Source organism: Aquimarina rhabdastrellae (genome assembly GCA_947387485.1).
In the GTDB taxonomy this organism is placed as follows: domain Bacteria; phylum Bacteroidota; class Bacteroidia; order Flavobacteriales; family Flavobacteriaceae; genus Aquimarina.
Genome location: CANDNT010000001.1, coordinates 355,730 through 382,167 on the forward strand (window position 1 = coordinate 355,730; position 26,438 = coordinate 382,167).

Genomic DNA, 26,438 nt, shown 5'->3' on the forward strand with positions numbered 1-26,438 from the left:
TAAAAAAACACAATCTTAAAAAAGTAAGTTATTTTGTTAAAATCTGACTATACTAGAATATTTATTCTATATATTTACTAGGGTTTTATAAAAAACTGTGATGAACACAAAGAAAGAAATCATTATTGCTAAAATCAAACAGCAAAAAAAACATCTTAATTTAAAATTAAGATTAAAAAAACATACTGAATATTTTACAGATTTGTTGTTTTATACCCTGTTTGATACTGAAACTGAGCTTACAGAAAATATAGAAAAGTTAGAAGCTACGTTTAAAGAACTTATCGAATTGTCATGCTGGAAACACGAAACTCCATGTGCTGAAATATGGGATGCTTATATAACTTCTTTACCAATAATTTTAGAAAAGTTAAATAAAGATGCTATTGCTTTTATAGAAAGTGATCCTGCAGCAAATTCTCTTGAAGAAATTTATCTAGCTTACCCTGGTTTTTATGCGATTACTATCTATAGGTTGAGTCACGAATTGTATAAATTTGGTTTCCCTTTGGTACCTAGATTAATGACGGAATATGCACATCGCCTTACCGGAACTGATATTAATCCAGCAGCTCAAATAGGAGAATCTTTCTTTATAGATCATGCTACAGGAATTGTTATTGGTGAAACTGTTATCATTAAAAACAATGTTAAAATATATCAAGGAGTCACACTAGGTGGTTTATATGTAAATCGTAAACTACGTAATGTAAAACGTCATCCTACTGTAGAAGATAATGTGACTATTTATGCTAATGCAACAATTCTAGGCGGAGAAACTGTCATTGGTGCAAATAGTATTATCGGAGGAAATGTTTGGGTGACCTCCTCTATTCCAGAAAACTCAGTAATCACACATACTGCTCAAAGTAAAATTAAAACACTAATATAAATGTCGTATAGTTTATTAGATCAAATAGGAAATACACCTCTAATTAAAGCTTCTACTTTAATTCAAAATCCTAATATTACATTATATCTAAAATTAGAAGGTAATAATCCTGGAGGTAGTGTTAAAGATCGTGCTGCTTATAATATGATTAAATCAGCTCTTGATCGTGGTGATATCACCCCTGATAGTAAACTTATAGAGGCTACTAGTGGTAATACAGGTATTGCACTGGCTATGATTGCTGGCTTTTTTAATTTGGACATTGAATTAGCTCTGCCTGCTACAGCTACAAAAGAGCGAGTACAAACTATGCGAGCATATGGTGCAAAAGTTACGCTTATAGAAGATGGTATTGAAGCTGCAAGAGATTATGCTGATAAAAAAGTAAATGACCATAATTATATTATGCTTAATCAATTTGCTAATAATGATAATTGGAAAGCTCATTATAAAACTACTGGTCCAGAAATATGGAGAGATACTCAAGGTAACATTACTCATTTTATTTCTGCTATGGGTACTACAGGAACTATTATGGGAACTTCGACATTTTTAAAAGAACAATCTCAAAATGTACAAATTGTAGGTGTTCAACCTACAGATGATTCAAAAATTCCTGGTATAAGAAAATGGCCAAAAGCTTATCTTCCTAAGATTTTTAATCCTGAAAAAGTAGATCAGGTAATAGAAGTTAGCCAAACTGAGGCTCAAGAAATGTCTAGACGTCTCGCAAAAGAAGAAGGAATTTTTGCAGGAATGAGTAGCGGTGGTGCTGTAGCTGCTGCATTAAAACTTGCAAAAACATTAGATCATGGCACTCTGGTTGCTATTATATGTGATAGAGGTGATCGTTATTTAAGTTCGGATTTATTTGATATTTGATTTCTATATAAGTTTAAGATTAGATTAAATTAACTTGGTTGAAGAAGTAAGGATTTGATTGCTCCTTACTTCTTCTTTTTATTTAAAAAGTAATTTCTGAAGTAGGTAATAACTTATCTTCAAAATTTTTCTCCCATGTATTATTTACTAATTTTTCTCCGTATTCATTGAAGAATCCTTCTTTTGTTCGCTGAAAAATTAATCTATACGAATCTCCAATCGTACAAATAAGTTTTCCGTCTACTATATTTCCTTTAAAAGGCCTCACTCCTTTTTCTGTAAATGGATAATAGTAATATACTTTCTCTTTTTTATTGTAATATATAATAGTGTGTAAACTCAATACAGGTTGCTCTTCTCTGGTGGATCTATGCTTAAGTACTAATAAAGTTCCATCTAGATCATATCGCACTTTACTTAAAACATCGTATTTTTTGTTTTCAGCTTTGGGATATGAAGTTCCTTCTCCTTTCCAATCACCAATCATAAATGATAATTTGGCCATAGCTAATTGTTCTTCACTTTGAGCATATACAGTATTTATAGATAAATATATTCCTATAAAAACCAATATCCATTTCAATTGTTTTTTCATCTTTTTTATTGGAAAGATACTATTATTCTTTATACTCCAAACTTCTTCTTTATATTTCAAGATATTTAATATCATTATAAAACACTATATATCGATAATTTGAATTAATTTTAACTTTTCTACTTTAAATTTTCATTTATGAAAGCTCAATATCATATTCTTAATGGTGATGCGTTAAAACATCAATTTCCTACTACCATAGATGGAACTTTGATTGTTGCACGAGAATGTATGGTTGATGGTAATGTTTCTGGTGATACAAGTGAAGCTATTTTTGAATCACGAATAGCTTTTATGAATGCTAATTACAGCTCAACTACACAGATGTATCATGAAAAAGTAGTGAGCGAATTTTTTAAACTTAAATCAATCCCTGTTGATGCCGAAATCAATTTATGGTTTGAAGATGATCTATTTTGTCAATGCAATTTCTGGTTTGTTCTTTTTTTAATTGAAGAATATCAACTTCAAAATCAATTATATCTTATACGTCCTCAAGTACATACTCGCTATGGCTTTGCTGGTCTAGATCAAGAAGCTTTATTGGGCATTTATGCAACTAGAATTAAACTACCACAAGCAACTCGCTTAACTCCTTTCTGGAAAGCTTACCAAAAGCAAGACAGTGCTTTCTTACTTACTTTGGCAAAACAGTTTTATGATACCTATCCATTCTTTTTACCTGCCATAGAAGCTTATTCAAGAAGTTTAGCTTCAAATGATTCACCTGGAGAACCTTTACAAGCTTTAATAACGATTAAAAAAGAATTAAACACTACAAATTTTGGTATTGTATTTAATGAATTTTCTAAACGTTTTCCTATTTATGGTTTTGGAGATTTACAGGTAAAACGATTATGGGATCAAATCAATTGATCATTATACGTATTAACCTCATTTTTTTGGCAATTTACCCTTCATTTTTATTCATCGATAAACATTAGGTTTGTGCTAGCCCTTTATAATACCCTATATCTTGTATCATTTTTGTAATAAACTATAGCTTCTTGTTCAAAAATGCTTTTAAAGTTTTTTTACTCATAAAACGAGGGTTTTTACCTATGTCATCTTAATTTTTTTACATGATTTTTGTAATAAACTCTCGGTATGATTCTAAGCACTACTACAATACTTGCTATGGGTATTAAGTAGGCTATATCATCAAGGTTAATATATCAGTGATATTTCTTTTTTGGGAAGGGAGAGATATCTTAATAATATATGGTTAAATCGTAATCTGGAATACACTATGTAAATGCGTTAATTTCAAATTGTATTCTTATTAATCCTCTAATAACTCTTTTGGTTATGACTACTATGATAAGTCTTTGCTGCTGTTGCAAACTATTGCTACAGAACAAAGTCTTGTCTAGAAAAAATAAAGAGTTAACTAGAAATATTGATCAAAAAAGGTTATTACTTTCCATTATTGCACATGATTTAAGATCTCCTGTCTATCAATTAGAACGTATGTGGCAACAAGCGCTATTTTATACTCAACAAAAACATTATGACAAACTTATAGATACTTTGCATAATGGAATTACAATGAGTAATTCTACTTATAATTTACTAAACAATCTATTAAATTGGGTAATGCTTCAAAGCAATCAATTATTGTACAAAAAAGAATCCCTACACCTCAACTCTATTATAGATCAAGTTGTTCATAATTTCCAAATTAAAGCTAAAACCAAACAAATCAATATTTCCAAAAACATCCCTAAAAATATCTACATCGACGGAGATTTACATACTTATAAAATCATTTTCCAAAATTTTATTGATAATGCCATCAAGTATTCTTTTCACAACGGTATTATTTCTCTTACAGCATCTTATATCAATACTATGGAATACTGTAAATTTACTATACGAGACTATGGAGAAGGTATAGCTCCACATATTATTCATCAATTACTACATACCAATGAAAGGACCCAAGAGTCTTCTTCAAAAAAAAATAGCATGGGAATTGGATTCCAATTATGTAAAGAATTAATACAAAAAAATGGAGCTACTCTTGCTATTGAAAGTAAAAAACAAAACGGAACAATTATTACATTAACGATACCTGTATCAAAAATCAATTAATCATGTCAAACATAAATATCCTTATCGTTGAAGACGATGCTTTTGAAGCTCAATTACTAACCTCATTTTTAGAACAATTTAATTACAATATCATTGCCATTGCATCTACTCTAGACGAAGCGCTAAAACATTATTCTACTTATGAAATAGACCTAGTAATTATTGATATTTTCCTCGATAATGAACCTCACGGAATCACATTTGCTGAGACTATTCTTAAAGACAAAGAACAATTAAAACCTTTTATGTTTCTAACTAGTTCGACTTCTCAAAATGTATTTAAAAATGCAAAAATCACTCATCCTTTTAGTTATTTATTAAAACCTTTTAATGAACTAGAACTGCAATATGCTTTAGAATTAGCGATAGAAAATTTTGCTCAAAGTCCTAATTCTTTTTCTATGCATAATCATCCTGCGGTTATGATTAATAAAGCCTTTTTTATAAAAAAGAATAATGCACTGGTAAAAGTATTGTTATCTGATATTTATTGTATTGAGGTTGAAGGTAGGTATAGTAATATCAAAACAGAAAAAGATCAATTTATAGTACAATTATCTTTAAAACAATTTTTAGAAAAAATTCAATCTCCAAATTTTATACGAGTTCATCGCAACTATATTATTAATACAGATAAGATAGATCGCGTTTTCTTATCTGATAATCTTATTATTTTACAAAACAATATCAATGTTACCTTAGGAAGGTTATATCGTTCAGATTTTATAAAACAATATGAAATATTAACTTAATTCATTTAATAAAGTATCGAGAATCATAATATGACTCTCGATACTTTTCATTCATCTTATATAAAAACTAACTATATATTTTCTCTTGAATCAACACTTTTATCTTTAAACTCGTACAATCCTCATTACTCATGATTTTGTTAAGCATAAAACTTAATCTATTAATATACTGAATCATAGAAACTGTACTTATATCCTTTTAAACTTACTCAACTCTGTCTTACTACTATTTCAATAAACTTAAAATTATTACAACTTAGTTGCATTAATAAAATTCTATACTATATTTGCAACTAAGTCGCGTTAATAAATAACTATTATGATTCAATTAAGAAACGTTGTCAAATCTTTTAAAGGTATAACAGCTGTACATAACTTAAATTTAGAAGTTAACGAAGGGGAAATTCTTGGACTTTTAGGTGCCAATGGAGCAGGAAAATCTACAACAATTAATATGTTATTAGGTTTCCTTTTACCAGATTCTGGAACAGTACAAATTAATGACTATGACACAGTAAAAAATACAGTAGCTGTACGTAAAATGATTGGTTACATTCCAGAAAATGTGAACCTATACTCCTATTTATCAGGTATTGAAAATTTGGACTATTTCTGTAAACTAGCAGGATTAAAATATACTAAAAAAGAGCTTGAAGATTTTCTTAACACTTGTGGATTACAACATGAAGCTCATCATAAAAAAATTGCTCATTATTCTAAGGGTATGCGACAAAAAGTTGGTATTGCTATAGCTTATGCAAAAAAAGCAAAAGTGTATCTCTTAGATGAACCTGCTAGTGGTTTAGATCCTTTGGCTAGCAATGAACTTTCAGATTTATTAAAGAAAATAGCTTCAGAAGGAGCTGCAGTTTTAATGGCATCGCACGATATTTTTAGGGTAAGAGAAGTTTGTCATCGAATTGGTATTTTAAAACAAGGTTCACTTATTAAAGAATTAAATAGTGAAGATGTAAGTCCCAACGAATTAGAAAAATTGTATTTAGAATATATGAAAAACTAGACAATCCAATGTGGCAAATTATTAAAAACGAATGGCATCTCTTAATCCGGAGTCGTGCTTTATTAACGGTTAGTTTAGGCTTCGTCTTAACATTTTTGGTTTCGGTATTTCTAGGTGACTTACAATCGCAAAAACAAAACAAAAAGTATAAAACTGCTAAAGAACATTTACGAGAAAAATGGGAAAGCATTGAAGAAATGAATCCTCATGGTGCAGCTCATTATGGAACATATGTATTTAAACCTTCAAATTTATTAAGCGGTTTAGACGAAGGTGTAAATAGTATTACAGGTAATGTGTTACGTGTTGAAGGTCATGTACAAAACGAAATTGTACATTCTGAAGCATCACAAATGCAATCAATTTCTAAATTTGGTAAACTTAAAAGCTCACTTTTATTGCAGTACATCGTTCCGCTTTTATTGATTTTTTTAGCATTTCAATCTATCAATAGTGAAAAACAAAGTGGACGATTAAAATTAATGCTTATGCAAGGACAAAATCCCGCTAACATTGTATTTGCCAAGACGCTTTCTATTTGGCTATACGGAATTGCATTATTAATACTAAGCATTTTAGTATATACGTTACTCAATCTTAATCATATATATAGTGATTTGATAAGCAGAATGTTATTCTTTTTTATCTCTTACGGTTTATATTACTATGCTTTATGCGGGTTAACAATATATTTTTCAATACGATGGAAACATACTAGTCTTGCATTAACATCAATGTTAGGTATCTGGATTATATGGACTATTTTTTTTCCAAATATATTAATGAGTAGCGTTGAAAAATGGCATAAATTACCCAGTAGAGCCACTTTTAATACAGCAATGAAAAATGATCGTTCAAAAGGACTAGATGGACACAATCCTGCAGACGAACGAAGAAAACACCTAGAAGAACAAGTTCTAAAACAATATAAAGTAGATAGTCTCTCACAATTGCCCATTAATTTCGATGGAATTTTAATGCAAGAAGATGAAACATATGGAAATAAAGTTTGGGATAAGCATTTTGGAGAATTGCGAAATGTTTTAAAACAACAGAAACAATCCTATCAATTAGGAGGTGTCTTAAATCCATTTATTTCACTTCAAAATGCAAGTATGGGGTTTGCTGGTAATGATAATTTACATCACCAAGAATTTTTGGTGCAAGTAGAAACCTTTCGTCGTGGATTTATCAAATCGCTAAACGATAAACATGCTTACGGCGGTTCCAAAACAGGTGATTGGGGTTGGAAAGCCAATAAATCGTTTTATAAATCTATTGAAGATTTTCAATATCAACCTACTGCAATTTCATCTGTATTTTCTCACTATATAGTTGATCTTGTATTCTTACTTTTTTGGGGATTCATAGTAAGTATTCTTCTGATTTTAGGAACTAAAAAAATGCAAATTCTATGAAAAATATAAACCTATTTTTATACGAATGGAAGCATTTTATTCGCAATCCATTCAAAGTAATAGCTGTATTACTTCTTACATTTGCTGCCATTTATGGATTACATAATGGTGCTAGTTTATACCATAAACAAAAACAAGAAATTGAACGAATACAAGAAAAGGTAAAAGAAGATCGAAAAGAATACCGTCTAAATTATACTAAAGAAGATCCTAAACCTAGTGCTCAAGAACCTATAATGGCAATTTGGTTTAATCATATTTACCAATTTAAAAAACCTGCTTCAGCGATAGTGTATAGCATAGGACAAGCCGAACAATATGGATTCTATAAATGGGTAAATGTACGTTCAAGTCCTTATGATAATGATATGACTCAGGAAATTGCCAATCCAGAACGTTTAAATGGAGGTACCATTGATTTTTCTTTTGCTTTGCTATTTTTATTACCTCTAGTATTACTTGTTTTACTTTATAATATTAGAAGTTTAGAAACCGAACAAGGTTTTATCACTCTTGTAGAAGTTCAGCATCCTAAAAATACTACATGGCTTTTATCAAGAATCACATTCTATCTGGTTCTCATGATTATAATTATTAGTGGTTTAATCTTTTATGGTGCATTACTTACTAATTTGTTCAAAACAATGAGTAGCGCCTTTTTTCTAATGTTGCTTTATAGTTTAAGTTATTTATTGTTTTGGTTTATTTTATACTATTATATTTTAAGGAAAGGAAAAAGCATTATACATAACTCTTTAGTAATGATAGGTGTTTATGTACTTATTGCATTTATTATTCCAGCTACCGTAAGTCAATATTTGAGTATAAAACACCCTGCTAATCTTATGACAGATTTAATAGATGTAAGAGATGACAGATGGGAACTTTATGAGCAGCCCGATAGTCTTATTTTAAAAAACCTCTATATTTTAATACCTAAAATAAAGGACATTTCTGTGTCAACTGATCGTGCAAAAACAATGGCCAAAAATATTGGTTATTATGCTTTGGCAAATGAATTTATGAAAAAAAGTGCTCTAGCTATTGAAGAAGATAGTAAAGCTAAAAATCAATTTATACGTGCTACATTTTGGTTTAACCCTATTTCATTTTATCAAAATAGATTAAATAAAATTGCAAAAACTCATTTCTTGGATTATAAAGCTTATCGAGATAAAATTCAGGAAACCATAGATAAACAAAATCATACAATGATTATAGACACTTGGAACGATGTTAAGGTTGATCAAAAGAAATACAATGAGTATTATACTATATTTTCAGAATGATGTTAATGAACAATATCACTTTAAATCCTGATACTTTTGGTCATTAGCAGATATTATGTCTATCATTAATTACTTGATTATACCACTACTCTTCCCTACACAGATTAGTATTATAAGATGGTGGTTATATTAATTATAAATAATTTTATTATGAGAAGAATATACTTCATACTTACAACTTTTTTAATTTCTTTTTCGGGCACATTGTTTGCCAATGAAGGAATGTGGTTTTTAATGCATATAGAGCGACTTAACCAGCGTGATATGGAAAAAATGGGACTACAGCTCACGGCAGAAGAAATTTATAGCATCAATAATCAAAGCTTAAAAGATGCCATTGTACAATTTGATGGCGGATGTACTGCAAGTATTATTTCTAATAGCGGATTGGTAATAACAAATCACCACTGTGGATATAATGCAATTGCAGAATTATCAACCGAAGAATCCAATTATTTAAAAAATGGTTTTTGGGCAAATTCAATAAACGACGAATTAAAACCTAAAAGCTTATCGGTAAGATTTTTTGTAAGAATGGACGATGTATCTGATCGCATTCTATCAAAAGTTAACGATACCATGTCTGAAAAAGAACGTGAAGCTTTTATCAACAAAGAAATCGCAAAAATCGAACAAGAAAATAATGAAGGAGGAAAATATACCGTTTCTGTTCGTTCGTTCTATCAGGGTAATGAATATTACTATTTTGTATATCAAGATTATAAAGATGTAAGATTAGTAGGAACACCACCAGAAAGCATCGGAAAATATGGAGGTGATACAGATAACTGGGAATGGCCACGACACACTGGTGATTTTTCGCTATTCAGAGTTTATGCAGATGCAGATGGTAATCCTGCACCCTATTCAAAAGAGAATGTACCTTTAAAAGCAAAATATCATTTGCCCGTAAACATAAATGGTGTAAAAGAAAATGATTTTGCAATGATTTTAGGGTATCCTGGAAGAACCAATCGCTGGATGCCTGCAGAAGGAATTGAACAAAATGTAAATTATGCTTACCCTGCTTGGGTCGAAGCTTCTAAATTAAGTATGGATGTGATGAAGAAGTATATGAACAAAGATGAGTCTGTAAATTTAATGTACGCTTCTAAGTATGCTGGAATAGCTAATTACTGGAAAAATCGTCAAGGAATGATTGATGCTTTGACCAAACATAAAACGGCTAAAACTAAACGTAAATTAGAAAAGAAGTTTAATAAATGGGCTAACAAAAAAGAGCATAAAGCAATTTATGGAAATGTAGTAACAAACATTAACAATTATTACAACTTAACAAATGAAAAGGCTAAGCATGATAATTATTTGATATCTCTTTTACGTTCCAGTAAGTTTTCTGTTTTACCATACAGTCTAGGGCGAATTTTAACAAATTATACCAATTCTAATGAAGCTAAGCGAAAAGAAATCTTACCACAACTAACTGCCTTTATTGAAAGTTCTTATAAAGAATATCACTTACCACTAGAAAAAGAGATATTAGCTACACAATTAAAACTATACAATTCAAAATCAAACTATAAATTACCTCGAGAAATTATTACAGTTCAAAAAATAGGCTTTAATACTTATGTAACCAACAGCTTTAAAAATAGTATTTTCAAATCCAAAGAGAGTTTAGAAACTTTTATAAAAAATCCAGATGTAGATCAATTAAAAAATGATCCTTTATATAAATTATCCTCAGATCTACTCGCTAAATATAGAGAACAACCAGAACAATTGGTTCAACCTATAAACGATTATCAAACTTCTTTTAGACTTTTAGTAGACGGTCTACGAAAATCTGGATTAAGCAGTATTTTATATCCTGATGCCAATTCCACACTTAGATTGACTTATGGTAAGGTTAGAGCATTACCCAAAGATGCTAGAAACGATGCTAATATAAACAATTACACTACACTTAAAGGAATGATTAAGAAGTATAAACCCAATGATGCTGAGTTTGATTTACCAAGTGATATGCTTAATATCTATGAGAAAAAAGATTATGGGCGATATGCAGATGACAAAGGGTATTTACCTGTAAACTTCTTAACAGACAATGATATAACTGGAGGAAATTCAGGTTCACCAGTTCTTAATGGTAAAGGCGAATTAATCGGTTTGGCTTTTGATGGAAATATTGAAGCCATTGCAGGTGATGTCATTTTTGATCACAACTTACAACGCACTATAAATGTAGATATTAGATATGTTCTTTGGCTTATTGACAAATACTCTAATGCAAAACATATTGTAGACGAATTAACCATAGTAAAAAAAGGAAATCCTTAGAAAAATCAACAAATTAGTACGGCTATTCAAATGAACAACAAAAAACTTCCAGTAACAGTATTAAGTGGTTTTCTTGGAGCAGGAAAAACAACTTTACTCAATCACATTTTGCATAACAAAGAAGGTTTAAAAGTTGCTGTAATTGTAAATGATATGAGCGAAGTTAATGTAGATGCTCAATTAGTTAAAAATGAAAATACTATTTCTCGTACCGAAGAAAAATTAGTTGAAATGAGTAATGGTTGTATTTGTTGTACACTTAGAGAGGATCTAATGATTGAAGTGGAGCGATTAGCAGAAGAAAATCGATTTGACTATCTACTCATAGAAAGCACAGGAATTAGTGAACCCATTCCCGTAGCGCAAACTTTCTCTTTTGTAGATGAAGAAAACGGGATTGATTTATCGCGTTTTAGCTATGTAGACACTATGGTTACTGTTGTAGATGCATTTAATTTCTATAAAGATTTTGGTAGTCATGAAACCTTAATGGATAGAGATTTAACTAACATAGACGGCGATTACCGTACTATTGTAAATCTATTAACCGATCAAATCGAGTTTGCCAATGTAATTATTTTGAATAAAACCGATTTGGTCTCAGAAGTAGCACTTAAAACGTTAAAAGCAACGATACAAAAACTCAATCCATCAGCAAAAATTATAGCGTCATCATTTAGTAAAATAAACCCTAAAGACATATTACATACTGGTTTATTCAACTTTGAAGAAGCAGAACAAAGTGCTGGTTGGATAGCTGAACTCAATAAAGAAGAGCACACACCTGAAACCGAAGAATATGGTATTTCATCCTTTGTATATCGTAGTAAAAAACCTTTTGATCCACAGCGTTTTTGGCAATATGTTCAACATAAATTCCCTAATACCATAATACGAAGTAAAGGTCTATTTTGGATAGCCTCGCGCCCAGAACAAGCACTGATTTGGGGACAAGCTGGTGGTTCTTTACGAGCAGATAACGCTGGTGTTTGGTGGGCGTCTATGCCATTTAAAGAACGTATTAAATATGCTGCTTTTATTAATAATCAAGAAGAAATTGAAAACGATTGGAACACTTTTTTTGGTGATCGAAAGAATGAAATTGTTTTTATAGGACAACATATGGATGAAATTCTTATTAAATCACAATTGGACAACTGTCTTGCTACAGATGTAGAGTTGACTACCGAAAAATGGAAAAAAGGTTATCACGATGATTGGCCCGTTCAACGTGCATAAACTCTCAACTAAGCTTTAATTAAAATAACCCGTAGTACGTTTATAAAAATTGTGCAACTTATAAGATGATTTTGAAAACATTAATCCTAGTTAGGATTAAAATCAATTAATTATAAATACGCTACGGGTTATAATTTTGTTATAGATCGTTTAGTTATGAATATTAAATACATAGTAGAAGCAATAACTATAGTATACGTTAGTCCTTCACTACCTATAAAATCCATACTTGTTCCTATAATACATAATCCTAAAAAACCTCCTAAAGCATCCATAAAAACAAAGGATGTATTTGCAGAAATCTGATCTTCTTTTCTAAAAACTCTACCTATATATCCTAATCCTGTAGCATATATTCCGCCCATACATCCTCCCCAAATCACCAACATAATCAAAGCGATACCTTGACTTGCATATACAGCCAGTGCCAAAAACACTGCACAAATAACCGAAATACATACACAAGCATAAATTATGCGAATATTGTCTACAAAAGCGGATAAAGAACTTACCAAAGTACCTATACTTACACTCCCCAACATAAACATTGTTACTAATAGTGAAGCTTGATAAGGTGATAAACCATTTGCTATACCATAGATAGTTAAAAAAGAGGGTAACCCAAAAAAACATATCCCTCCTACCAATGCAGAAAGCATTACAATCTTGGCTTGCTTAAAAACATATTTCAATCGTATTTCTGAGCTTGCCTGTATACTTGGTCGTTGTTTAATCCCTATAAAAAGAAGAGCTATAGGTATAACCGGGATTATTGTATTAGTAATAAATTGAAATTCTTTGGTTGTTATAAATTGCAGCATAATAGGTCCTGATGCAATTCCTAAAGATAAAGATGCCGAATATAACCCTAATAATAAACCTTTTATTTTTCCTTTAGCGATGAGATTTAGCCATGTTTGTATGACTACCAATAGCATACTTGTAGCCAAACCATAAATAAAAACACCGCTCAACCAACCATAAAAACTTTCGTTAAAACTTAAACTATAAATACAGATGCTACGAATCAAAGAAGCTCCTACAATCGTTTGTACTACACCTAGTTTCAATACTATCAAAGAAATATGTTTAAACAACATTATAGTAGCTAATATCTCAAACGACATAACTATACCGATCCACATTGTACTATACCCCTGCTCTTGCATCGTAAGTGGGAATATGATATAATTAATTCCAGAGCTCAGTTGTACACTAAATGTAACCACGATGATCAATAAGGGGATAATTTTCTTCAAAAGACTACTATTATTCATGTTATTTTATTCCTTATATTTTTCTAGATCCATTATCATATAAATTCCAGCAGTAGTCGATGACGTAAAACTATCAATAGTGATCTCATATCGTCTCAATTGATTAATACCTGTAACAAAATCAAATTCATGATAGTCCATTAGATTATTCTCTACTCTTGGGTTACTATGTTTATAAAACTGTCTTTCAAAATCATAGTTAAAACCTCCTTCTATAATGCATTTCAATTTAAAATGAGTTAACTGTTCTTCTTCCATTTTCACTGTCATTTTTACATTATCTACATTTGTTTTTTCTGCTACAAAAACAATCAATTTTGCGATCATTTCTTTATAAAAGACTATAGGTTTCCCATAAACTTTACTCGGTATTTTTGTTTCTTGATCAATAAATAACATTATTCGTGCTTCTTGAGCTTGTAAAATCAAACTATAAAACAAGTCATCTAGATCCCAATTTTGATACACTTTTACTATATTCTTCTCCTTATTTATACTTTCTCTGTAGTGTATAATATGAGTAATCCAGTCATATAATTGTTTATGACTATAATCTCTTACCTTTAGTTTATATAAGATAGCTCTGTTTATTTTCTCTAAAATGGCTATTCGCTCTATGTTGGTTTCTTCTATATGTTGTTTAAGTTTTATAACTTGTTCTACTCTTGTACTATTATTTTTAATTACACTTTGTGTATGTTTTCTTATATATAAAATCAATAAACCCATTACCAATCCTATAAATAGAATTATTACAGCTGTTTTTTCAAAAGCTATTTTAATAGGTGCTAATCGCGTATAAAAATTACTTAATTCTAGATCCATACCTAACACACCTACAAAATCTCCTTTATTGTCATAAAAGGGAGCATAACCACTAATAAAAACACCCCATTCATCTTGGTATGGGTTAGACACTATCGTTTCTTGTTTAGTTAATGCACTAAGTAACTCTGGAGCTGGATTATTATATTCATCCATCAAAGCAGGTGCTTCATCTGGAAATCCATCTTTGTCATTATCATTTTGTGGACTAGGGTTTAAAACGAAATAAACCTTCTCCTCTTTTAAAATTGTCGTATAGATATAACGTATATTTCTAGCTGCTTTTCTTATTCTTTCTAGAGGTTCGTTATGTGCTATAAATAAGCTATCACTTCTTTCTGTATTTCTTGTAAACTGTCTATGTATTCTTCCATCTATTGTAGTAGCTGCAGCTGCGACATTAGATTTTAGTCCTATTTTTATCTCTTCTTTTAATGCTTCTATTGATTTAAGGTACAATAGATATGTTGAAAAAAAGATCAATACAATAACGATAAAAGCTGTAGTTATAGCTTCTATTTTAGGTCTAATTTTTGTTATTGTTTTATGGGTACCCATTTGATGTTATTTTTAGTAGAGAAAAACTATAACTTGTATCGTGGTCAAAATCAGAAATGCCATAGGAAAGATATATCTACAATAGGTCATCAATCGTGTATATGTTTCTTTGGATTTTTTCTTTAATATAGCACTACCAAAAACTATAATCACCAAATTAATGAAGATACTCAAATACCCTACTGTAATCAGCGCTTCTATAAATGTTCTATAGGGTAAATTAGGTAGCATACTTGATGTATTAAAATTAAATGCTACCAGTGTAAGCATCAATGTAAAACTTGTTGTTAATTGATCAGAGATATTTTTTATCCAAAAAACCGACCAAGATATGCTTATAATTAAAAACAAAGGAACTATTAATTGCCAAAAATAATATGCCACAAGTCGCTCTGCCGTTACTTCAATATTATATCTAGAAAAAGTCGTTCCATTTTCGTCAAGATGAGAATATTCATACGAATTAATATATGCTCTCTTAGATGTGATTTCCCATTCTTCGGTAATTTCATTAGGATCAAATGGTAATGGCGAATTTACCTCATCAAAATATAATGTTCTTGTATCATATGAGAACCCTTCTAATTGTATTACAAATTTTTGTGTATCAAAAGGAAATTTCCTAAAATCCATCTCGGTAGTAAATAAGGCGTCAAATCGTTCATTATAAGTAACTTTCCCATTAGGTCTTATAATCACTTGTTTATTTTGTACATTTCTATTACCTATTATATTAATAAACTCAAAGGCTGGAATCCATATGGATTTTCCGATCATTTCATCTGCAATATCATTTTCGTAAATACGTACTTCTTCTACCGTATTGTCGTAGGTTTCATTATACCAAGTAGCAACAAAATACCCATCAACCCCATAAGTCTCATCCACTGTGTTGATTCCGTATATTTTATTAATATGAATCATCACATCCATGGCTATAGGCTTTTCTGGCAATACCATTTTCTCTTGAGTGCCACTATCTTCTACTATCAATGGTATAATATCCTGATTTATATCAATTGTATGACTCATAAAGAGCATATAAAATTGTATTATATAATTAGCCAGCATTATCATCTTTTAAAATTTTATAACATTCTACAATATCATTAATCAACTGTGTTATTTGTGTCAAGCTCATATCTTGACGTACAACTACTCTCATCACCGTTATTGCTTTTAGTTCTCCAGATAATTGGTACTGAGGTAACATCCATTCTCGTTCTCTAAGTAACTTTGTAAATGCTCTTATTTTAAAAGGAGGAGCTTCCTTAAACTTAAAAGCTACTACGGGTAGTGTATTCATCGATACTACATCTAGAAATCCTGTTTTTTGGAGTGCTTCAGATAAAATAGATGCATTCCACAAACAGTTTTCAACCATTTCTCCATACCCCTTTATTCCGTAATGCATAAAACAAAACTGTTGCGCTACAATTAAGGCTGATGATCTCGAAAAACTTACCGTAAATGATTCTGATTCTCCAGATAAATATGCTGATGTTACGTTTAGGCCTTTAGGAAAACTCTGCTTATCTCTAAATATCAGCCATCCTATACCTGGATATACCAATCCATATTTATGCCCTGAAAGATTAATTGATTTTACATTAGGTAATTTAAAATCCCACTCTATTTCTTTTAATTCTTGCGCAAATGGATAAATAAACCCTCCTATAGCTGCATCAACATGAATCCCTATATCCCATTTATTAACCTTATTTATGTTACTTAACATATTGTCGATTTCTACTATAGGATCACAATAACCTAGATAAGTACACCCTAATATCGCTACAACGCCAATAGTAGATTCATCAAGTGCATTTTCTACAGCTTTTATAGGATATGTGTTTATTGCGGTAAGTGCTATTTCTTTAATTTTTATATCGAGAAATCGAGCACATTTATACCAAGAAATATGAGCATTACTACAGAGTATAATATTAGGTTCTCCTTTTCTTCCCATAGCATTCCATCGCCATTTTGCTGCAAGTAACGCCATAAATATCGCCTCAGAAGATCCTGTTGTTGAACTCCCATACAACTCCTCTTGATTAGGGATATGTAATAGGTTTCCTATTATTTTTAATACCTGTTGATGTATTTTTGTTGTTTGTTGGTATTCATTTTGATTTATCAAGTTTTTACCTAAAGTCTCTTGTATCAATAGTTTTGCTTCCTTAGGCATTTCTATTGTGGTATAACTTCCTAAATCGTATTTAGGTAATCCATCTTTCTTTAATTCACCTGATATCAACTCAAAAGCTTGATAAGCTGGCATTCCATCAGGCAACATTTTTATCATTTCAAACAGTAGAGTATTTGTCTTTGCCATAGTCAAAAAAGTTAGATTAAACTATTAGATATTTATTCAAAAGCTATAGTCAATCCTATCTGATAGCTAGACACTTTCTCTCTAATTACATAAACTATACCTGCGGTTAATGAAGCTGATATACCTTGACTAATATTTTTACTCGTTGCTATACTTAGAACTGAATCTCTTAATCCATTAGCTTCATCTGCATTACTTCTATACGCTATGCTTCCGTTAATATCAATGGGATATCCTTTCCAATTAAAAATCGTTTCTCGTATGTTAAAGATGGTATATAATGCTTTATTATCGTTGATATAAATACTCAATCTAGGATTCCAAGGTTTTGAATATTGTATCGCTCCCATAACTTCATAAAAGTTTGTATTATCAAGCTTCTCTGCTATTGAAACTGGAGCGTAATAATAAATTCCGGCTATAGAAAACACAAAATCATCATTTAATGCATAATCATAATTTAAAGTAATTGAAGTTTCAAGATCATTTGTTTTGGGATCCACTCCTACACTATTCCAAACATTTAAGGATAATCCTATTCTTGTAAAAGTATAGGTTACACTAGGCTGTATGGCTTCATAATCTGATACTATATCTCTCCATATGTAATTCGTTGTAGTATATAACTGAAACTGTAACGCATTGGTAGGTTGAACTATTATTAATGCTTCTTCTTTGGTTTCTTTACGAAGCATTTTCAATTTTAATTCTTGAGCATTTAACGTCTTATTACATAGACATATCAAAAGCACATAAACCAGAGGGATTGATTTATTCATAGTAGGTTATGATTTAAAATATTGGTTAGAAAATTGGGGGCGTATTGTTCCATAAAGTAGTTTTATGGAAATCTTAAAAACATTCCTCCTACCTTGCTTGTAATCTATGCTATATGACTATCCTTGAAAATTTAATTAAGTAACACCACTTAATATAATACAAGGTAAAAGGAATAACTTTTGGTATCGTTTTTTTGATTTAATCTCTGTTATGATTGTGTATATTATCCTGGTATTTGAGCTCTTAAAGCTTTTTCATACCCTTCTATAAGCTTGTTTAATCCTTCTGTATTTTCTTGAGGTTTTACAATTAACTCTAATTTCGCAGATGGCTGCTTGGCTGTTGTATCCCATTCAGAATTTTCTGAAGATCTATTACTAAAACTTACTAATAATTCATTATTATCAATAGCTATATCTAAATTGGTTGTAAATCTTAATTCTTCTATTCGTGCTGAAGAAATAGGGACAACCGTTAATAATGGAACTTCAACTATATGCTCGGTTACTTTACCATCTGTAGTGGTCTTAGGATAATTGATATTTACTGTTTTTGCAGTATATCTTTCGGTTTCTTCATCTCTATCAAAATAATCATTAATCACTTGATCTTGAGAATCGGCTAGTGTAGCATTTGCTATTTCTGCAGCATCATTAATAGCTTCTACTAGTTTCTTTAATTTAATCATAACTAAGCTTTTAAAGAATTTCTTTTAATCTTATTAAACTCTTCCATTGAAGTAGCTACTGTATCTTTACTTTCTCTAGCTAACTTTATACTAGCATCACATCCACTACACGTAAATCCTTGTCCTTGTAATAGGATATTTACATCAAATGGGATCGATGTTCCGCAATTAGGGCAACTTATACTTTGTTCAAACATGTTTTATATTTTAAGATTTATGTTTTTCGGCTGGTTTTCTATCTAGTGATGTTGAATTAATATTCTTGGTATACAAATCTAAAAGTGCTGTAATACCTACAGGTAAAGGCAATTGTCCAGCATTCATTTCTACCGATAATTTGGATGCATTACGCCTTTGATATTGATTTTCTTGCTTAGCATTAGAGTCATAACTTACTGTACCTTTAAGTTGTACATCTTCATCTTTTTTACCGTTACTCTCCCTTGCACTTCGCTCATCACTTTGTGATACTATTTCTAAATCAAACTTTACATTTACTTCTTTTACTGATAAAGAATTAAACGGAATCAAGGTTAATAATGGAATTTGGAATGTTGAAGTCACTCTTTCCATTTTTGGTTTACCTTTCTCATCCTTATCTGGTAAGAGCATATTCTTAGTTATGGTCATTGTAATCATTTTTGGGTGATATACATCTTCTCCAAAACCATCATCATTATCCAGATCAAAGCAAGTATCCATCAAAAAAGATGTTTGTTTACGTGCCATAGCCGAATTTGCACTAGCTGCCGCCACAAATGGTGCTGCTAATAATTGCTCTATAGCAATTCCTTGACTATTGTTGGGTGTTTTACTCTTTGCCATTTTACCTTATTCTTTTGGTTAAAAGGAGGTTCGATAAGAATCGACCCCCTTTAATAGTTACTCTTGAATTAAGCTTTTGTAGCTGGTAACTCAATTGGTTCTATAGATTTAGAGAATGCATCTATAATAGTAGTCACCCCTTTTGGTAAAGGCAATTGACCTGCATGTACTCCTACTGTATATTTAGCAGAATTACTCTTCTCATAGTGCGAATTTCTAGATTTAGAATCTTCACTAGAATAACTAGCAGATCCTTGGATAGTAGCCGAAAAACATCCATATCCTACTTTTGCTTCAAAACTAACTTCTGCAGATTTCTTTTGTGTAGAAGATTCTGATTCTTCTTCACCAAAACTAGATTTTACTTCCATTTCAAAACCTATATCCACAGTCTCCACAGCTAATGAGTTTAAAGGAATAATAGTTAAAATTGGTAAGTTAAATTTAGTTACTACTGTATCTACTTTTGCTGGTGTATCAACAGTACCATCTTCTTTTAGTACGGCTGGAGTAAGTACCCCTCTTTCTAGCTCCATACTAATCATAATAGGCTTATAGTTTTCACTATCTTTCTCTTTAGAGAAACACGTATCTAGTAAAAACTTGGTTTGCGTTAATGCCATATTTGCATTTGCTTTTGCAGCGGCATTAAGAGGACCTCCGATCAAAGAGTCCATAGGTAGCCCAGAAAATTGCTGAGCCATTGACACTAAATTCTTAGACATGATTGTTTGTTTTAATTAATATTTAAATACTAGCTAACATTAATTCTACTATAGTGTCTTGTTTTAATTTTAAAATTATAGGCCTATAATGTTCCACCAACCCGTGATGGTTTTTACTACACATCAAAACAATACAGAGAATTATATTAAAATTCCAGGAAAGTTTATGTATTATCACATTTACTAATCTCTCAGGATGTCTATAAAAAAAGGAGTTGTTTTCACTTATTATCGGTTTGAATAACCTCATTTATTATCTTAGAAAACTTCTGTTAAGTTTAGGATATCACCCTAATAATAAGCCTCTTCACATTACATCTAAAAAATTATTGATATGATAAACTTACTTTCCTTATTTATTCAAAATCAGTTTCTTCTAATAAGGTATAGGTGAAGTTTTTGTGTACAGATTTTTTACATACTTCCATAAAAAAATTAAAATCTGCTACTCGTTTAAAAACCTGACAACCTGCAGACCATTTCTCTACGATTTGGGATTCAGTTTTTGCATTACTACGATGTATATTGATTCCAAAAACACCTTCATAAACCTTACTTCCTTTATCAATTTTGTTATCCTTGGTATTGTCTCGCCAAATTTTAATTGGTTTTTGCTGTTTTAGCGCTTCATACTTACCTTGATGTAATCCTACAGCATAACAGTTAATATATTGCCCAGGAACCAAGACTGCAGTTCCGTTAACATTTAATGGATTTTTAAGCCAATACGCTCCAGGATCTGTTGTAATTGCAAATTCAAATACTTGTTGATCTCCATCTTCATCATTGTAAATAAAATACAACCAATCATCAAAAGCATTTGCGATTACTTGATTACTACGAATCCCTATAATATTCACTGTAAAAGGATGTCCATCTTCAAAAAATTGATATCCTTTATTTGCCATTACTTCTTTTATTTGTTCTAGAGTAAATCTCATTTGTATACCATTTTGTTGTTTTACACTTACGAAAGTAGAGCGCTACAACAGCTCTTTTTATGGCAAATGGTACAAGCATGGTAAACGATGTAACAAGCAGTAATTTTTGTGTTATGAATAATTTTAAGGCGTAAAAAACGGATTCGTTTGAATCCGTTATATCTGATTTATCTCAAAAGTTGTGGGTGAATTAAAATATAATAATGAATGTCGAATAAAGAATAACGATTGCTGATTTTTTTATTCAAAAACTATACAACTTTTACATTTTAGAGTATTTAACTATTAATAAAAACCGTAATAATTGCTTTTGATTATAACATTCTTTGTAGAAAAATAAAAAAGTAGATCATAAGCCGGATTCTGTATCTTTAAAAAATCAAAGATTCCTTATCATTTATCTAGACTAACAATTACTCATTAGTTCAAACCGCCTACCCTCCAACATTGGGCGCACAACCCTCAAGCGTTGGTATACATGGCGTTGCACCGTATAGAGTTTACCTGATTTCACTACAGCATTACCTGTACATCCTTTCTGTTGCACTTGTCCTCATCTCACGACGGACGGGCGTTACCCGCTATACTGTGCTACGGTGTCCGGACTTTCCTCTTTATAAAATAAAGCGATAAGGTGATCTACTTTTTCGCAAAAGTATAAATAAATATGTATTATAAAATTTTATTTCGAGTTATTAATTTTTGTCCTCTAACATTGGTACAAATCTAAACTCTCCTAATTCGTGTTTTTCAAAATGAGTTGCACTCTTCCTGATAAACAATGTCATTATTTGTGGATCATCTCCTACAGGAATCACTAACCTTCCTCCTATTTCTAATTGAGACAATAAAGGTTTAGGTACATAAGGAGCTCCAGCAGTTACTATAATACCTTTATATGGAGCAAACTCTGGTAAGCCTTTATATCCATCACCAAACAAAAGATACTGTGTTCTATAACGTAATTTAGATAATAATCGTTTTGTTTTTGTAAAAAGTTCTCGTTGTCTCTCTATACTGTATACTTTTGCTCCCAACTCGCATAATACAGCAGATTGATAACCCGATCCTGTACCAATTTCTAAGATTTTATCTCCTCTTTTAACTTCTAGCAATTCACTTTGAAAAGCTACTGTATAAGGCTGTGATATCGTTTGTTCTGCACCAATAGGAAATGCTTTATCTTGATACGCATGTTCATCAAAACTCGAATCTATAAAAAGATGTCTAGGAATATTGCGAACTGCATTTAATACAGCTTCGTTCTTAATTCCTTTTCTCATTAAAAGATCGGCTAGTTGTTTGCGTTTACCAACATGTTTAAGCGTATCTCCCTCTCTCATTTTTTTGGTCTAGTTTTAGTATTGCAAAAATACTCACATTTCAGAGTTACTCAAATCCTTTTTCTTAATTCCTCATAATTTTATTAAAAATAGTCTAAAATTTTATGCTATTTTTTTCAATTTCAAGCTTATAAAAAACAACTTTTAACTCAAAAAAAACTACTAGGACTTATTCTTACAAATCTATATTTCCTTTGCTTTACAAAATTCATTTAATTTAAAATGCAAAACATATTTATAATTTATAAATAATACTATTTTTGTGTAAAAACATAGAATATGCTTAAAGCCGGAGTTATAGGTGCTGGACACCTAGGTAAAATTCATTTACGTCTTTTAAATCAATCTGATAACTATGACCTTGTTGGTTTTTATGATACCAACAAAGAACAAGCAAAAGCTATAGTTGAAGAGTTTGGTTATACCTTATTCGATTCTGTTGAATCACTTATAGCAGCTGTAGACGTTGTGGATATTGTAACTCCTACTTTTGCACATTTTGAAGTAGCCAAAAAAGCAATCGAAGCTGGTAAACATATCTTTATAGAAAAACCTATTACGAATACTGTAGATGAAGCTGATGAATTAATTCGTCTGGCAGAACAATATAACGTAAAAGGTCAAGTAGGTCATGTTGAACGTTTTAATCCTGCTTATACCGCAGTAGCTTCAAAAATTGAAAATCCTATGTTTATTGAAGCACATCGTTTATCCGAATTTAATCCTAGAGGTACAGATGTTCCTGTTGTTCTAGATTTAATGATTCACGATATTGATGCTATTTTAAGTGTTGTTGATTCTGAAGTAAAATCTATTAGTGCTAGTGGTGTTTCTGTTATAAGTGAAACTCCTGATATAGCTAATGCTAGAATCGAATTTGAAAATGGTTGTGTAGCCAACCTTACAGCAAGTAGAATTTCGCTTAAAAACATGCGTAAAGCAAGGTTCTTTCAGCGTGATGCTTATATCTCTGTAGATTTCTTTGAGAAAAAATGTGAAGTAGTTAAAATGAAGGAAGCTCCAGAGCAACCAGATGATTTTGCTATGATTTTACAAAATGCAGAAGGCGTAAAAAAACAAATCTACTTTGATAATCCAGATGTACCTTCAAACAATGCTATTCTAGACGAATTAGATACTTTTGCAAAAGCAATCGAAAATGATACTACTCCTATCGTGAGTTTAACACAAGGAACCAAAGCACTTAAAGTTGCTTTACAAATCATTGAATGCTTTTAATATAAACATCTCCTCACTTAGTGAGGTATTAAACAAAAACACTCTATAATGAAAAACATAGCTGTAATAGGTGCAGGAACAATGGGTAATGGTATTGCTCATACATTTGCACAAAGTGGTTTTAAAGTTCAACTTATTGATATCTCACAACAAGCATTGGACAAAGGTTTAGCTACGATCACTAAGAACTTGGATCGTATGGTAAGTAAAGAAAAAATTACCGAAGCTGATAAAGCCGAAACTTTGAGTAATATCACTTGTACTACAGATATTAAAGAAGGTGTAGAATATGCTGGATTAGTAGTTGAAGCTGCTACAGAAAACACAGAATTAAAGTTAAAGATTTTTAAGCAATTAGATGAAGTTTGTGCAGAAGGTACTATTCTTGCTACAAATACTTCTTCTATTTCAATTACACAAATTGCTGCCGTTACTAATCGTCCAGAAATGGTTATTGGAATGCATTTTATGAATCCAGTACCTATCATGAAGTTAGTAGAGATCATTCGTGGATACAATACTACAGACGAAGTTACACAAACTATCATGGATCTTTCTAAGCAATTAAATAAGATTCCTGTAGAGGTTAATGATTATCCTGGTTTTGTTGCCAATAGAATCTTAATGCCTATGATTAACGAGTCTATTGAAACTTTATACAACGGCGTTGCTGGAGTATCAGAAATTGACACTGTAATGAAATTAGGAATGGCTCATCCTATGGGACCTTTACAACTTGCAGATTTTATTGGTCTAGACGTATGTTTATCTATATTAGAAGTAATGTATAATGGGTTTAAAAATCCAAAATACGCTCCTTGTCCACTATTAGTTAATATGGTTCGTGCTGGTAAACTTGGAGTAAAGAGCGGTGAAGGTTTCTATGATTATTCTGAAAGTAGAAAAGCTGAAAAAGTAGCAAAGCAATTTGCTTAATTTAAACAGCTCAAAAAAATAAATTAAAGTCCAAAGTATCATTTTATGCTTTGGACTTTTTTTATATGATAAAAACACCTTAATCAAATTACGCCAAATACATATTCCTACAAGCTCAACTATAATTTTATCTATGGTATTTCGCTTTAGCCATAAATAATTCCTACCTTTACTTTAAAGGGAAATTTAAGAATATACTATATGGCAAACATTCGTCCGTTTAAAGCTGTAAGAGCTACTAGAGATAAAGTAAGCTTGGTTGCTTCTAGATCTTATCAAAGTTATACAGCAGCAGAACGAGAAGCTAGATTAGACTATAATCCATATTCATTTTTACACATTGTAAATCCCGGTTATAAATACCAAAAAGAAATTTCGGGTAAAGCAGCATATAAATTAGTACGTAATCGTTATTTAGAATTTAAAGAAGATAAAATCTTTATTCAAGATGAAACTCCTATTTTTTATATCTATAAAATTGTAAATAGAGAAGAACAATCCTTTTGTGGTATTGTTGCAGCTACTAGTGTAGAAGATTACTTTAATGATGTCATTAAAAAACATGAAGATACCCTACAAGACCGAGAAGAAGTCTTTAAAAATTACTTAGATACTGTAGGTTTTAATGCAGAGCCTGTATTACTTACTTATCCTGATAATGCTGTAATTTCTAATATCATTCAAGAAATTATACAAGAGCGAGCAGAATATGAATTCACTACCACATATAGAGACACACATTACCTCTGGAAAATAGAAGATCAAGATTTAATCGCTATAATTACAGCACAATTTAAACAAATGGATACCATCTATATTGCAGATGGACACCACCGTTCTTCTTCTTCTTGTCTTTTGGCATTAGATAAAAAAAACAAGTATGATAAGGATGATTATGATGATGTCTATAACTATTTTATGAGTTATTTGATTCCAGAGTCAGAGCTCAAGATCCATGAATTTAACCGTTTGATTAAAGGGCTTAACGGTTTAAATAAAGAAGAGTTTTTAATTCAACTAGATACTTGTTTTAGAATTGAAAATCGCGGTATTGAATTCTATAAACCTTCAAAACCACATCATTTTAGCATGTATCTAGATGGGGAATTTTATTCTCTTTATTTACGAAAAACACTATATGAATTTGATAACGCATTAGAAGAATTAGATGCACAATTATTATATAAAACAATATTACAACCTATTTTGGGTATTAATGATTTGCGTACAGATCAACGTATTGCTTATGCTCACGGAAAATTAGGTATGGTTTACCTTAAAAGTAAGGTAGATAGTGGTGATTATCAGATCGGTTTTGGTTTATTTCCAACATCTGTAAATCAAATGAAAAAAATTGCCGACGAAGGTTTGAAAATGCCACCAAAAAGTACTTATATTGAGCCCAAATTAAGAAGTGGTGTTACTATTTATGAATTAAAATAACACCTTTTTTTATGTAGATTTGAATACTTTTGCTTTT

At 30.9% G+C, this 26,438-nt stretch carries 25 protein-coding genes and 1 other RNA gene; 13 read left to right on the forward strand and 13 right to left on the reverse strand.

All coding sequences use genetic code 11. The annotated features are described in order from the left end of the window. The first annotated feature begins 100 nt into the window (after positions 1-100). Positions 101-892, forward strand: coding sequence for a serine O-acetyltransferase EpsC (epsC, locus tag ACYEKI_RS01580; RefSeq protein WP_459209396.1), 792 nt, complete (start codon positions 101-103; stop codon positions 890-892). Next, positions 893-1,774: a cysteine synthase CysM gene (gene cysM, locus ACYEKI_RS01585; RefSeq protein WP_459209397.1), complete on the forward strand. Its 882-nt coding sequence runs from the start codon at positions 893-895 to the stop codon at positions 1,772-1,774. Between the two features lie 82 nt (positions 1,775-1,856). Here the strand turns inward: cysM and ACYEKI_RS01590 are convergent, their stop codons facing one another. Continuing rightward, positions 1,857-2,369, reverse strand: a complete 513-nt coding sequence (locus ACYEKI_RS01590; RefSeq protein ID WP_459209398.1) for a hypothetical protein — start codon at positions 2,367-2,369, stop codon at positions 1,857-1,859. Positions 2,370-2,507: 138 nt separating this feature from the next. Here ACYEKI_RS01590 and ACYEKI_RS01595 point away from each other — a divergent pair, with 138 nt between their 5' ends. The 8 genes from ACYEKI_RS01595 (at position 2,508) to ACYEKI_RS01630 (ending at position 12,483) form a co-directional block, all read left to right on the forward strand. After that, positions 2,508-3,245 carry a DUF1835 domain-containing protein gene (locus ACYEKI_RS01595; RefSeq protein ID WP_459209399.1) on the forward strand — a complete coding sequence of 246 codons (738 nt, stop codon included), beginning with the start codon at positions 2,508-2,510 and terminating at the stop codon, positions 3,243-3,245. A gap of 489 nt (positions 3,246-3,734) precedes the next feature. Then, positions 3,735-4,463 (forward strand): sensor histidine kinase, encoded by a 729-nt coding sequence (locus ACYEKI_RS01600; RefSeq protein ID WP_459209400.1) that lies wholly within the window; start codon positions 3,735-3,737, stop codon positions 4,461-4,463. 2 nt (positions 4,464-4,465) lie between these two features. Then, positions 4,466-5,215, forward strand: coding sequence for a LytR/AlgR family response regulator transcription factor (locus tag ACYEKI_RS01605; protein ID WP_459209401.1), 750 nt, complete (start codon positions 4,466-4,468; stop codon positions 5,213-5,215). A gap of 319 nt (positions 5,216-5,534) precedes the next feature. After that, positions 5,535-6,236, forward strand: a complete 702-nt coding sequence (locus ACYEKI_RS01610) for an ABC transporter ATP-binding protein (RefSeq protein WP_459209402.1) — start codon at positions 5,535-5,537, stop codon at positions 6,234-6,236. A gap of 8 nt (positions 6,237-6,244) precedes the next feature. Continuing rightward, positions 6,245-7,654: an ABC transporter permease gene (locus ACYEKI_RS01615; protein WP_459209403.1), complete on the forward strand. Its 1,410-nt coding sequence runs from the start codon at positions 6,245-6,247 to the stop codon at positions 7,652-7,654. Next, a complete protein-coding gene (locus tag ACYEKI_RS01620) occupies positions 7,651-8,943 on the forward strand; it encodes a hypothetical protein (RefSeq protein WP_459209404.1) in 1,293 nt (430 codons plus the stop codon). The genes ACYEKI_RS01615 and ACYEKI_RS01620 overlap by 4 nt, the downstream gene beginning before the upstream one ends. 150 nt (positions 8,944-9,093) lie before the next feature. After that, positions 9,094-11,244, forward strand: coding sequence for a S46 family peptidase (locus ACYEKI_RS01625; RefSeq protein ID WP_459209405.1), 2,151 nt, complete (start codon positions 9,094-9,096; stop codon positions 11,242-11,244). Positions 11,245-11,274: 30 nt separating this feature from the next. Continuing rightward, the gene (locus tag ACYEKI_RS01630) at positions 11,275-12,483 is read left to right on the forward strand and encodes a GTP-binding protein (RefSeq protein ID WP_459209406.1); all 1,209 of its coding nucleotides are present in this window, start codon (positions 11,275-11,277) and stop codon (positions 12,481-12,483) included. Positions 12,484-12,611: 128 nt separating this feature from the next. Here the strand turns inward: ACYEKI_RS01630 and ACYEKI_RS01635 are convergent, their stop codons facing one another. The 12 genes from ACYEKI_RS01635 to ACYEKI_RS01690 all read right to left on the reverse strand — a co-directional run bounded on the left by ACYEKI_RS01635 (position 12,612) and on the right by ACYEKI_RS01690 (position 22,783). After that, positions 12,612-13,742, reverse strand: coding sequence for an MFS transporter (locus ACYEKI_RS01635; RefSeq protein ID WP_459209407.1), 1,131 nt, complete (start codon positions 13,740-13,742; stop codon positions 12,612-12,614). Positions 13,743-13,766: 24 nt separating this feature from the next. Beyond that, the gene (locus ACYEKI_RS01640; RefSeq protein ID WP_459209408.1) at positions 13,767-15,143 is read right to left on the reverse strand and encodes a PDC sensor domain-containing protein; all 1,377 of its coding nucleotides are present in this window, start codon (positions 15,141-15,143) and stop codon (positions 13,767-13,769) included. 12 nt (positions 15,144-15,155) lie between these two features. After that, complete coding sequence (locus ACYEKI_RS01645; RefSeq protein ID WP_459209409.1) at positions 15,156-16,175, reverse strand: hypothetical protein; 1,020 nt, start codon at positions 16,173-16,175, stop codon at positions 15,156-15,158. Between the two features lie 28 nt (positions 16,176-16,203). Continuing rightward, entirely contained in the window at positions 16,204-17,481 is a 1,278-nt protein-coding gene (locus ACYEKI_RS01650) for a glutamate decarboxylase (RefSeq protein WP_459209410.1), read from the reverse strand. Between the two features lie 32 nt (positions 17,482-17,513). Continuing rightward, positions 17,514-18,260, reverse strand: a complete 747-nt coding sequence (locus tag ACYEKI_RS01655) for a TorF family putative porin (RefSeq protein WP_459209411.1) — start codon at positions 18,258-18,260, stop codon at positions 17,514-17,516. Between the two features lie 224 nt (positions 18,261-18,484). Next, positions 18,485-18,949, reverse strand: a complete 465-nt coding sequence (locus ACYEKI_RS01660; protein WP_459209412.1) for a DUF2589 domain-containing protein — start codon at positions 18,947-18,949, stop codon at positions 18,485-18,487. A gap of 2 nt (positions 18,950-18,951) precedes the next feature. Beyond that, on the reverse strand, positions 18,952-19,146 hold the full coding sequence (locus tag ACYEKI_RS01665; RefSeq protein WP_459209413.1) for a hypothetical protein: 195 nt from the start codon (positions 19,144-19,146) through the stop codon (positions 18,952-18,954). A gap of 10 nt (positions 19,147-19,156) precedes the next feature. After that, a complete protein-coding gene (locus tag ACYEKI_RS01670) occupies positions 19,157-19,774 on the reverse strand; it encodes a DUF2589 domain-containing protein (RefSeq protein WP_459209414.1) in 618 nt (205 codons plus the stop codon). 68 nt (positions 19,775-19,842) lie between these two features. Continuing rightward, positions 19,843-20,499 (reverse strand): DUF2589 domain-containing protein, encoded by a 657-nt coding sequence (locus ACYEKI_RS01675; protein ID WP_459209415.1) that lies wholly within the window; start codon positions 20,497-20,499, stop codon positions 19,843-19,845. A gap of 356 nt (positions 20,500-20,855) precedes the next feature. Then, on the reverse strand, positions 20,856-21,440 hold the full coding sequence (locus ACYEKI_RS01680; protein WP_459209416.1) for a hypothetical protein: 585 nt from the start codon (positions 21,438-21,440) through the stop codon (positions 20,856-20,858). Positions 21,441-21,777: 337 nt separating this feature from the next. After that, positions 21,778-22,086, reverse strand: an RNA gene (gene rnpB / locus ACYEKI_RS01685) — RNase P RNA component class A. 49 nt (positions 22,087-22,135) lie between these two features. Beyond that, complete coding sequence (locus ACYEKI_RS01690) at positions 22,136-22,783, reverse strand: protein-L-isoaspartate(D-aspartate) O-methyltransferase (protein WP_459209417.1); 648 nt, start codon at positions 22,781-22,783, stop codon at positions 22,136-22,138. A gap of 279 nt (positions 22,784-23,062) precedes the next feature. On the opposite strand from ACYEKI_RS01690, the gene ACYEKI_RS01695 reads away from it, so the two are divergent. From ACYEKI_RS01695 to ACYEKI_RS01705, 3 genes are all read left to right on the forward strand, one after another. Continuing rightward, complete coding sequence (locus tag ACYEKI_RS01695) at positions 23,063-24,022, forward strand: Gfo/Idh/MocA family oxidoreductase (RefSeq protein ID WP_459209418.1); 960 nt, start codon at positions 23,063-23,065, stop codon at positions 24,020-24,022. 48 nt (positions 24,023-24,070) lie between these two features. Next, positions 24,071-24,958, forward strand: a complete 888-nt coding sequence (locus ACYEKI_RS01700; RefSeq protein WP_459209419.1) for a 3-hydroxybutyryl-CoA dehydrogenase — start codon at positions 24,071-24,073, stop codon at positions 24,956-24,958. A gap of 201 nt (positions 24,959-25,159) precedes the next feature. After that, a complete protein-coding gene (locus ACYEKI_RS01705) occupies positions 25,160-26,401 on the forward strand; it encodes a DUF1015 domain-containing protein (protein WP_459209420.1) in 1,242 nt (413 codons plus the stop codon). The last annotated feature ends 37 nt before the right edge of the window (positions 26,402-26,438 follow it).

What these genes read in the sequence shown, in the direction of transcription:
- ACYEKI_RS01640 (WP_459209408.1), bottom strand. Translation starts at nt 15,143, where the DNA reads ATGGGTACCCATAAAACAATAACAAAAATTAGACCTAAAATAGAAGCT.
- cysM (WP_459209397.1), top strand. Translation starts at nt 893, where the DNA reads ATGTCGTATAGTTTATTAGATCAAATAGGAAATACACCTCTAATTAAA.
- ACYEKI_RS01605 (WP_459209401.1), top strand. Translation starts at nt 4,466, where the DNA reads ATGTCAAACATAAATATCCTTATCGTTGAAGACGATGCTTTTGAAGCT.
- ACYEKI_RS01645 (WP_459209409.1), bottom strand. Translation starts at nt 16,175, where the DNA reads ATGAGTCATACAATTGATATAAATCAGGATATTATACCATTGATAGTA.
- ACYEKI_RS01680 (WP_459209416.1), bottom strand. Translation starts at nt 21,440, where the DNA reads ATGAGATTTACTCTAGAACAAATAAAAGAAGTAATGGCAAATAAAGGA.
- ACYEKI_RS01630 (WP_459209406.1), top strand. Translation starts at nt 11,275, where the DNA reads ATGAACAACAAAAAACTTCCAGTAACAGTATTAAGTGGTTTTCTTGGA.
- ACYEKI_RS01690 (WP_459209417.1), bottom strand. Translation starts at nt 22,783, where the DNA reads ATGAGAGAGGGAGATACGCTTAAACATGTTGGTAAACGCAAACAACTA.
- ACYEKI_RS01615 (WP_459209403.1), top strand. Translation starts at nt 6,245, where the DNA reads ATGTGGCAAATTATTAAAAACGAATGGCATCTCTTAATCCGGAGTCGT.
- ACYEKI_RS01595 (WP_459209399.1), top strand. Translation starts at nt 2,508, where the DNA reads ATGAAAGCTCAATATCATATTCTTAATGGTGATGCGTTAAAACATCAA.
- epsC (WP_459209396.1), top strand. Translation starts at nt 101, where the DNA reads ATGAACACAAAGAAAGAAATCATTATTGCTAAAATCAAACAGCAAAAA.
- ACYEKI_RS01705 (WP_459209420.1), top strand. Translation starts at nt 25,160, where the DNA reads ATGGCAAACATTCGTCCGTTTAAAGCTGTAAGAGCTACTAGAGATAAA.
- ACYEKI_RS01625 (WP_459209405.1), top strand. Translation starts at nt 9,094, where the DNA reads ATGAGAAGAATATACTTCATACTTACAACTTTTTTAATTTCTTTTTCG.
- ACYEKI_RS01665 (WP_459209413.1), bottom strand. Translation starts at nt 19,146, where the DNA reads ATGTTTGAACAAAGTATAAGTTGCCCTAATTGCGGAACATCGATCCCA.
- ACYEKI_RS01650 (WP_459209410.1), bottom strand. Translation starts at nt 17,481, where the DNA reads ATGGCAAAGACAAATACTCTACTGTTTGAAATGATAAAAATGTTGCCT.
- ACYEKI_RS01590 (WP_459209398.1), bottom strand. Translation starts at nt 2,369, where the DNA reads ATGAAAAAACAATTGAAATGGATATTGGTTTTTATAGGAATATATTTA.
- ACYEKI_RS01610 (WP_459209402.1), top strand. Translation starts at nt 5,535, where the DNA reads ATGATTCAATTAAGAAACGTTGTCAAATCTTTTAAAGGTATAACAGCT.
- ACYEKI_RS01660 (WP_459209412.1), bottom strand. Translation starts at nt 18,949, where the DNA reads ATGATTAAATTAAAGAAACTAGTAGAAGCTATTAATGATGCTGCAGAA.
- ACYEKI_RS01675 (WP_459209415.1), bottom strand. Translation starts at nt 20,499, where the DNA reads ATGTCTAAGAATTTAGTGTCAATGGCTCAGCAATTTTCTGGGCTACCT.
- ACYEKI_RS01670 (WP_459209414.1), bottom strand. Translation starts at nt 19,774, where the DNA reads ATGGCAAAGAGTAAAACACCCAACAATAGTCAAGGAATTGCTATAGAG.
- ACYEKI_RS01620 (WP_459209404.1), top strand. Translation starts at nt 7,651, where the DNA reads ATGAAAAATATAAACCTATTTTTATACGAATGGAAGCATTTTATTCGC.
- ACYEKI_RS01695 (WP_459209418.1), top strand. Translation starts at nt 23,063, where the DNA reads ATGCTTAAAGCCGGAGTTATAGGTGCTGGACACCTAGGTAAAATTCAT.
- ACYEKI_RS01655 (WP_459209411.1), bottom strand. Translation starts at nt 18,260, where the DNA reads ATGAATAAATCAATCCCTCTGGTTTATGTGCTTTTGATATGTCTATGT.
- ACYEKI_RS01700 (WP_459209419.1), top strand. Translation starts at nt 24,071, where the DNA reads ATGAAAAACATAGCTGTAATAGGTGCAGGAACAATGGGTAATGGTATT.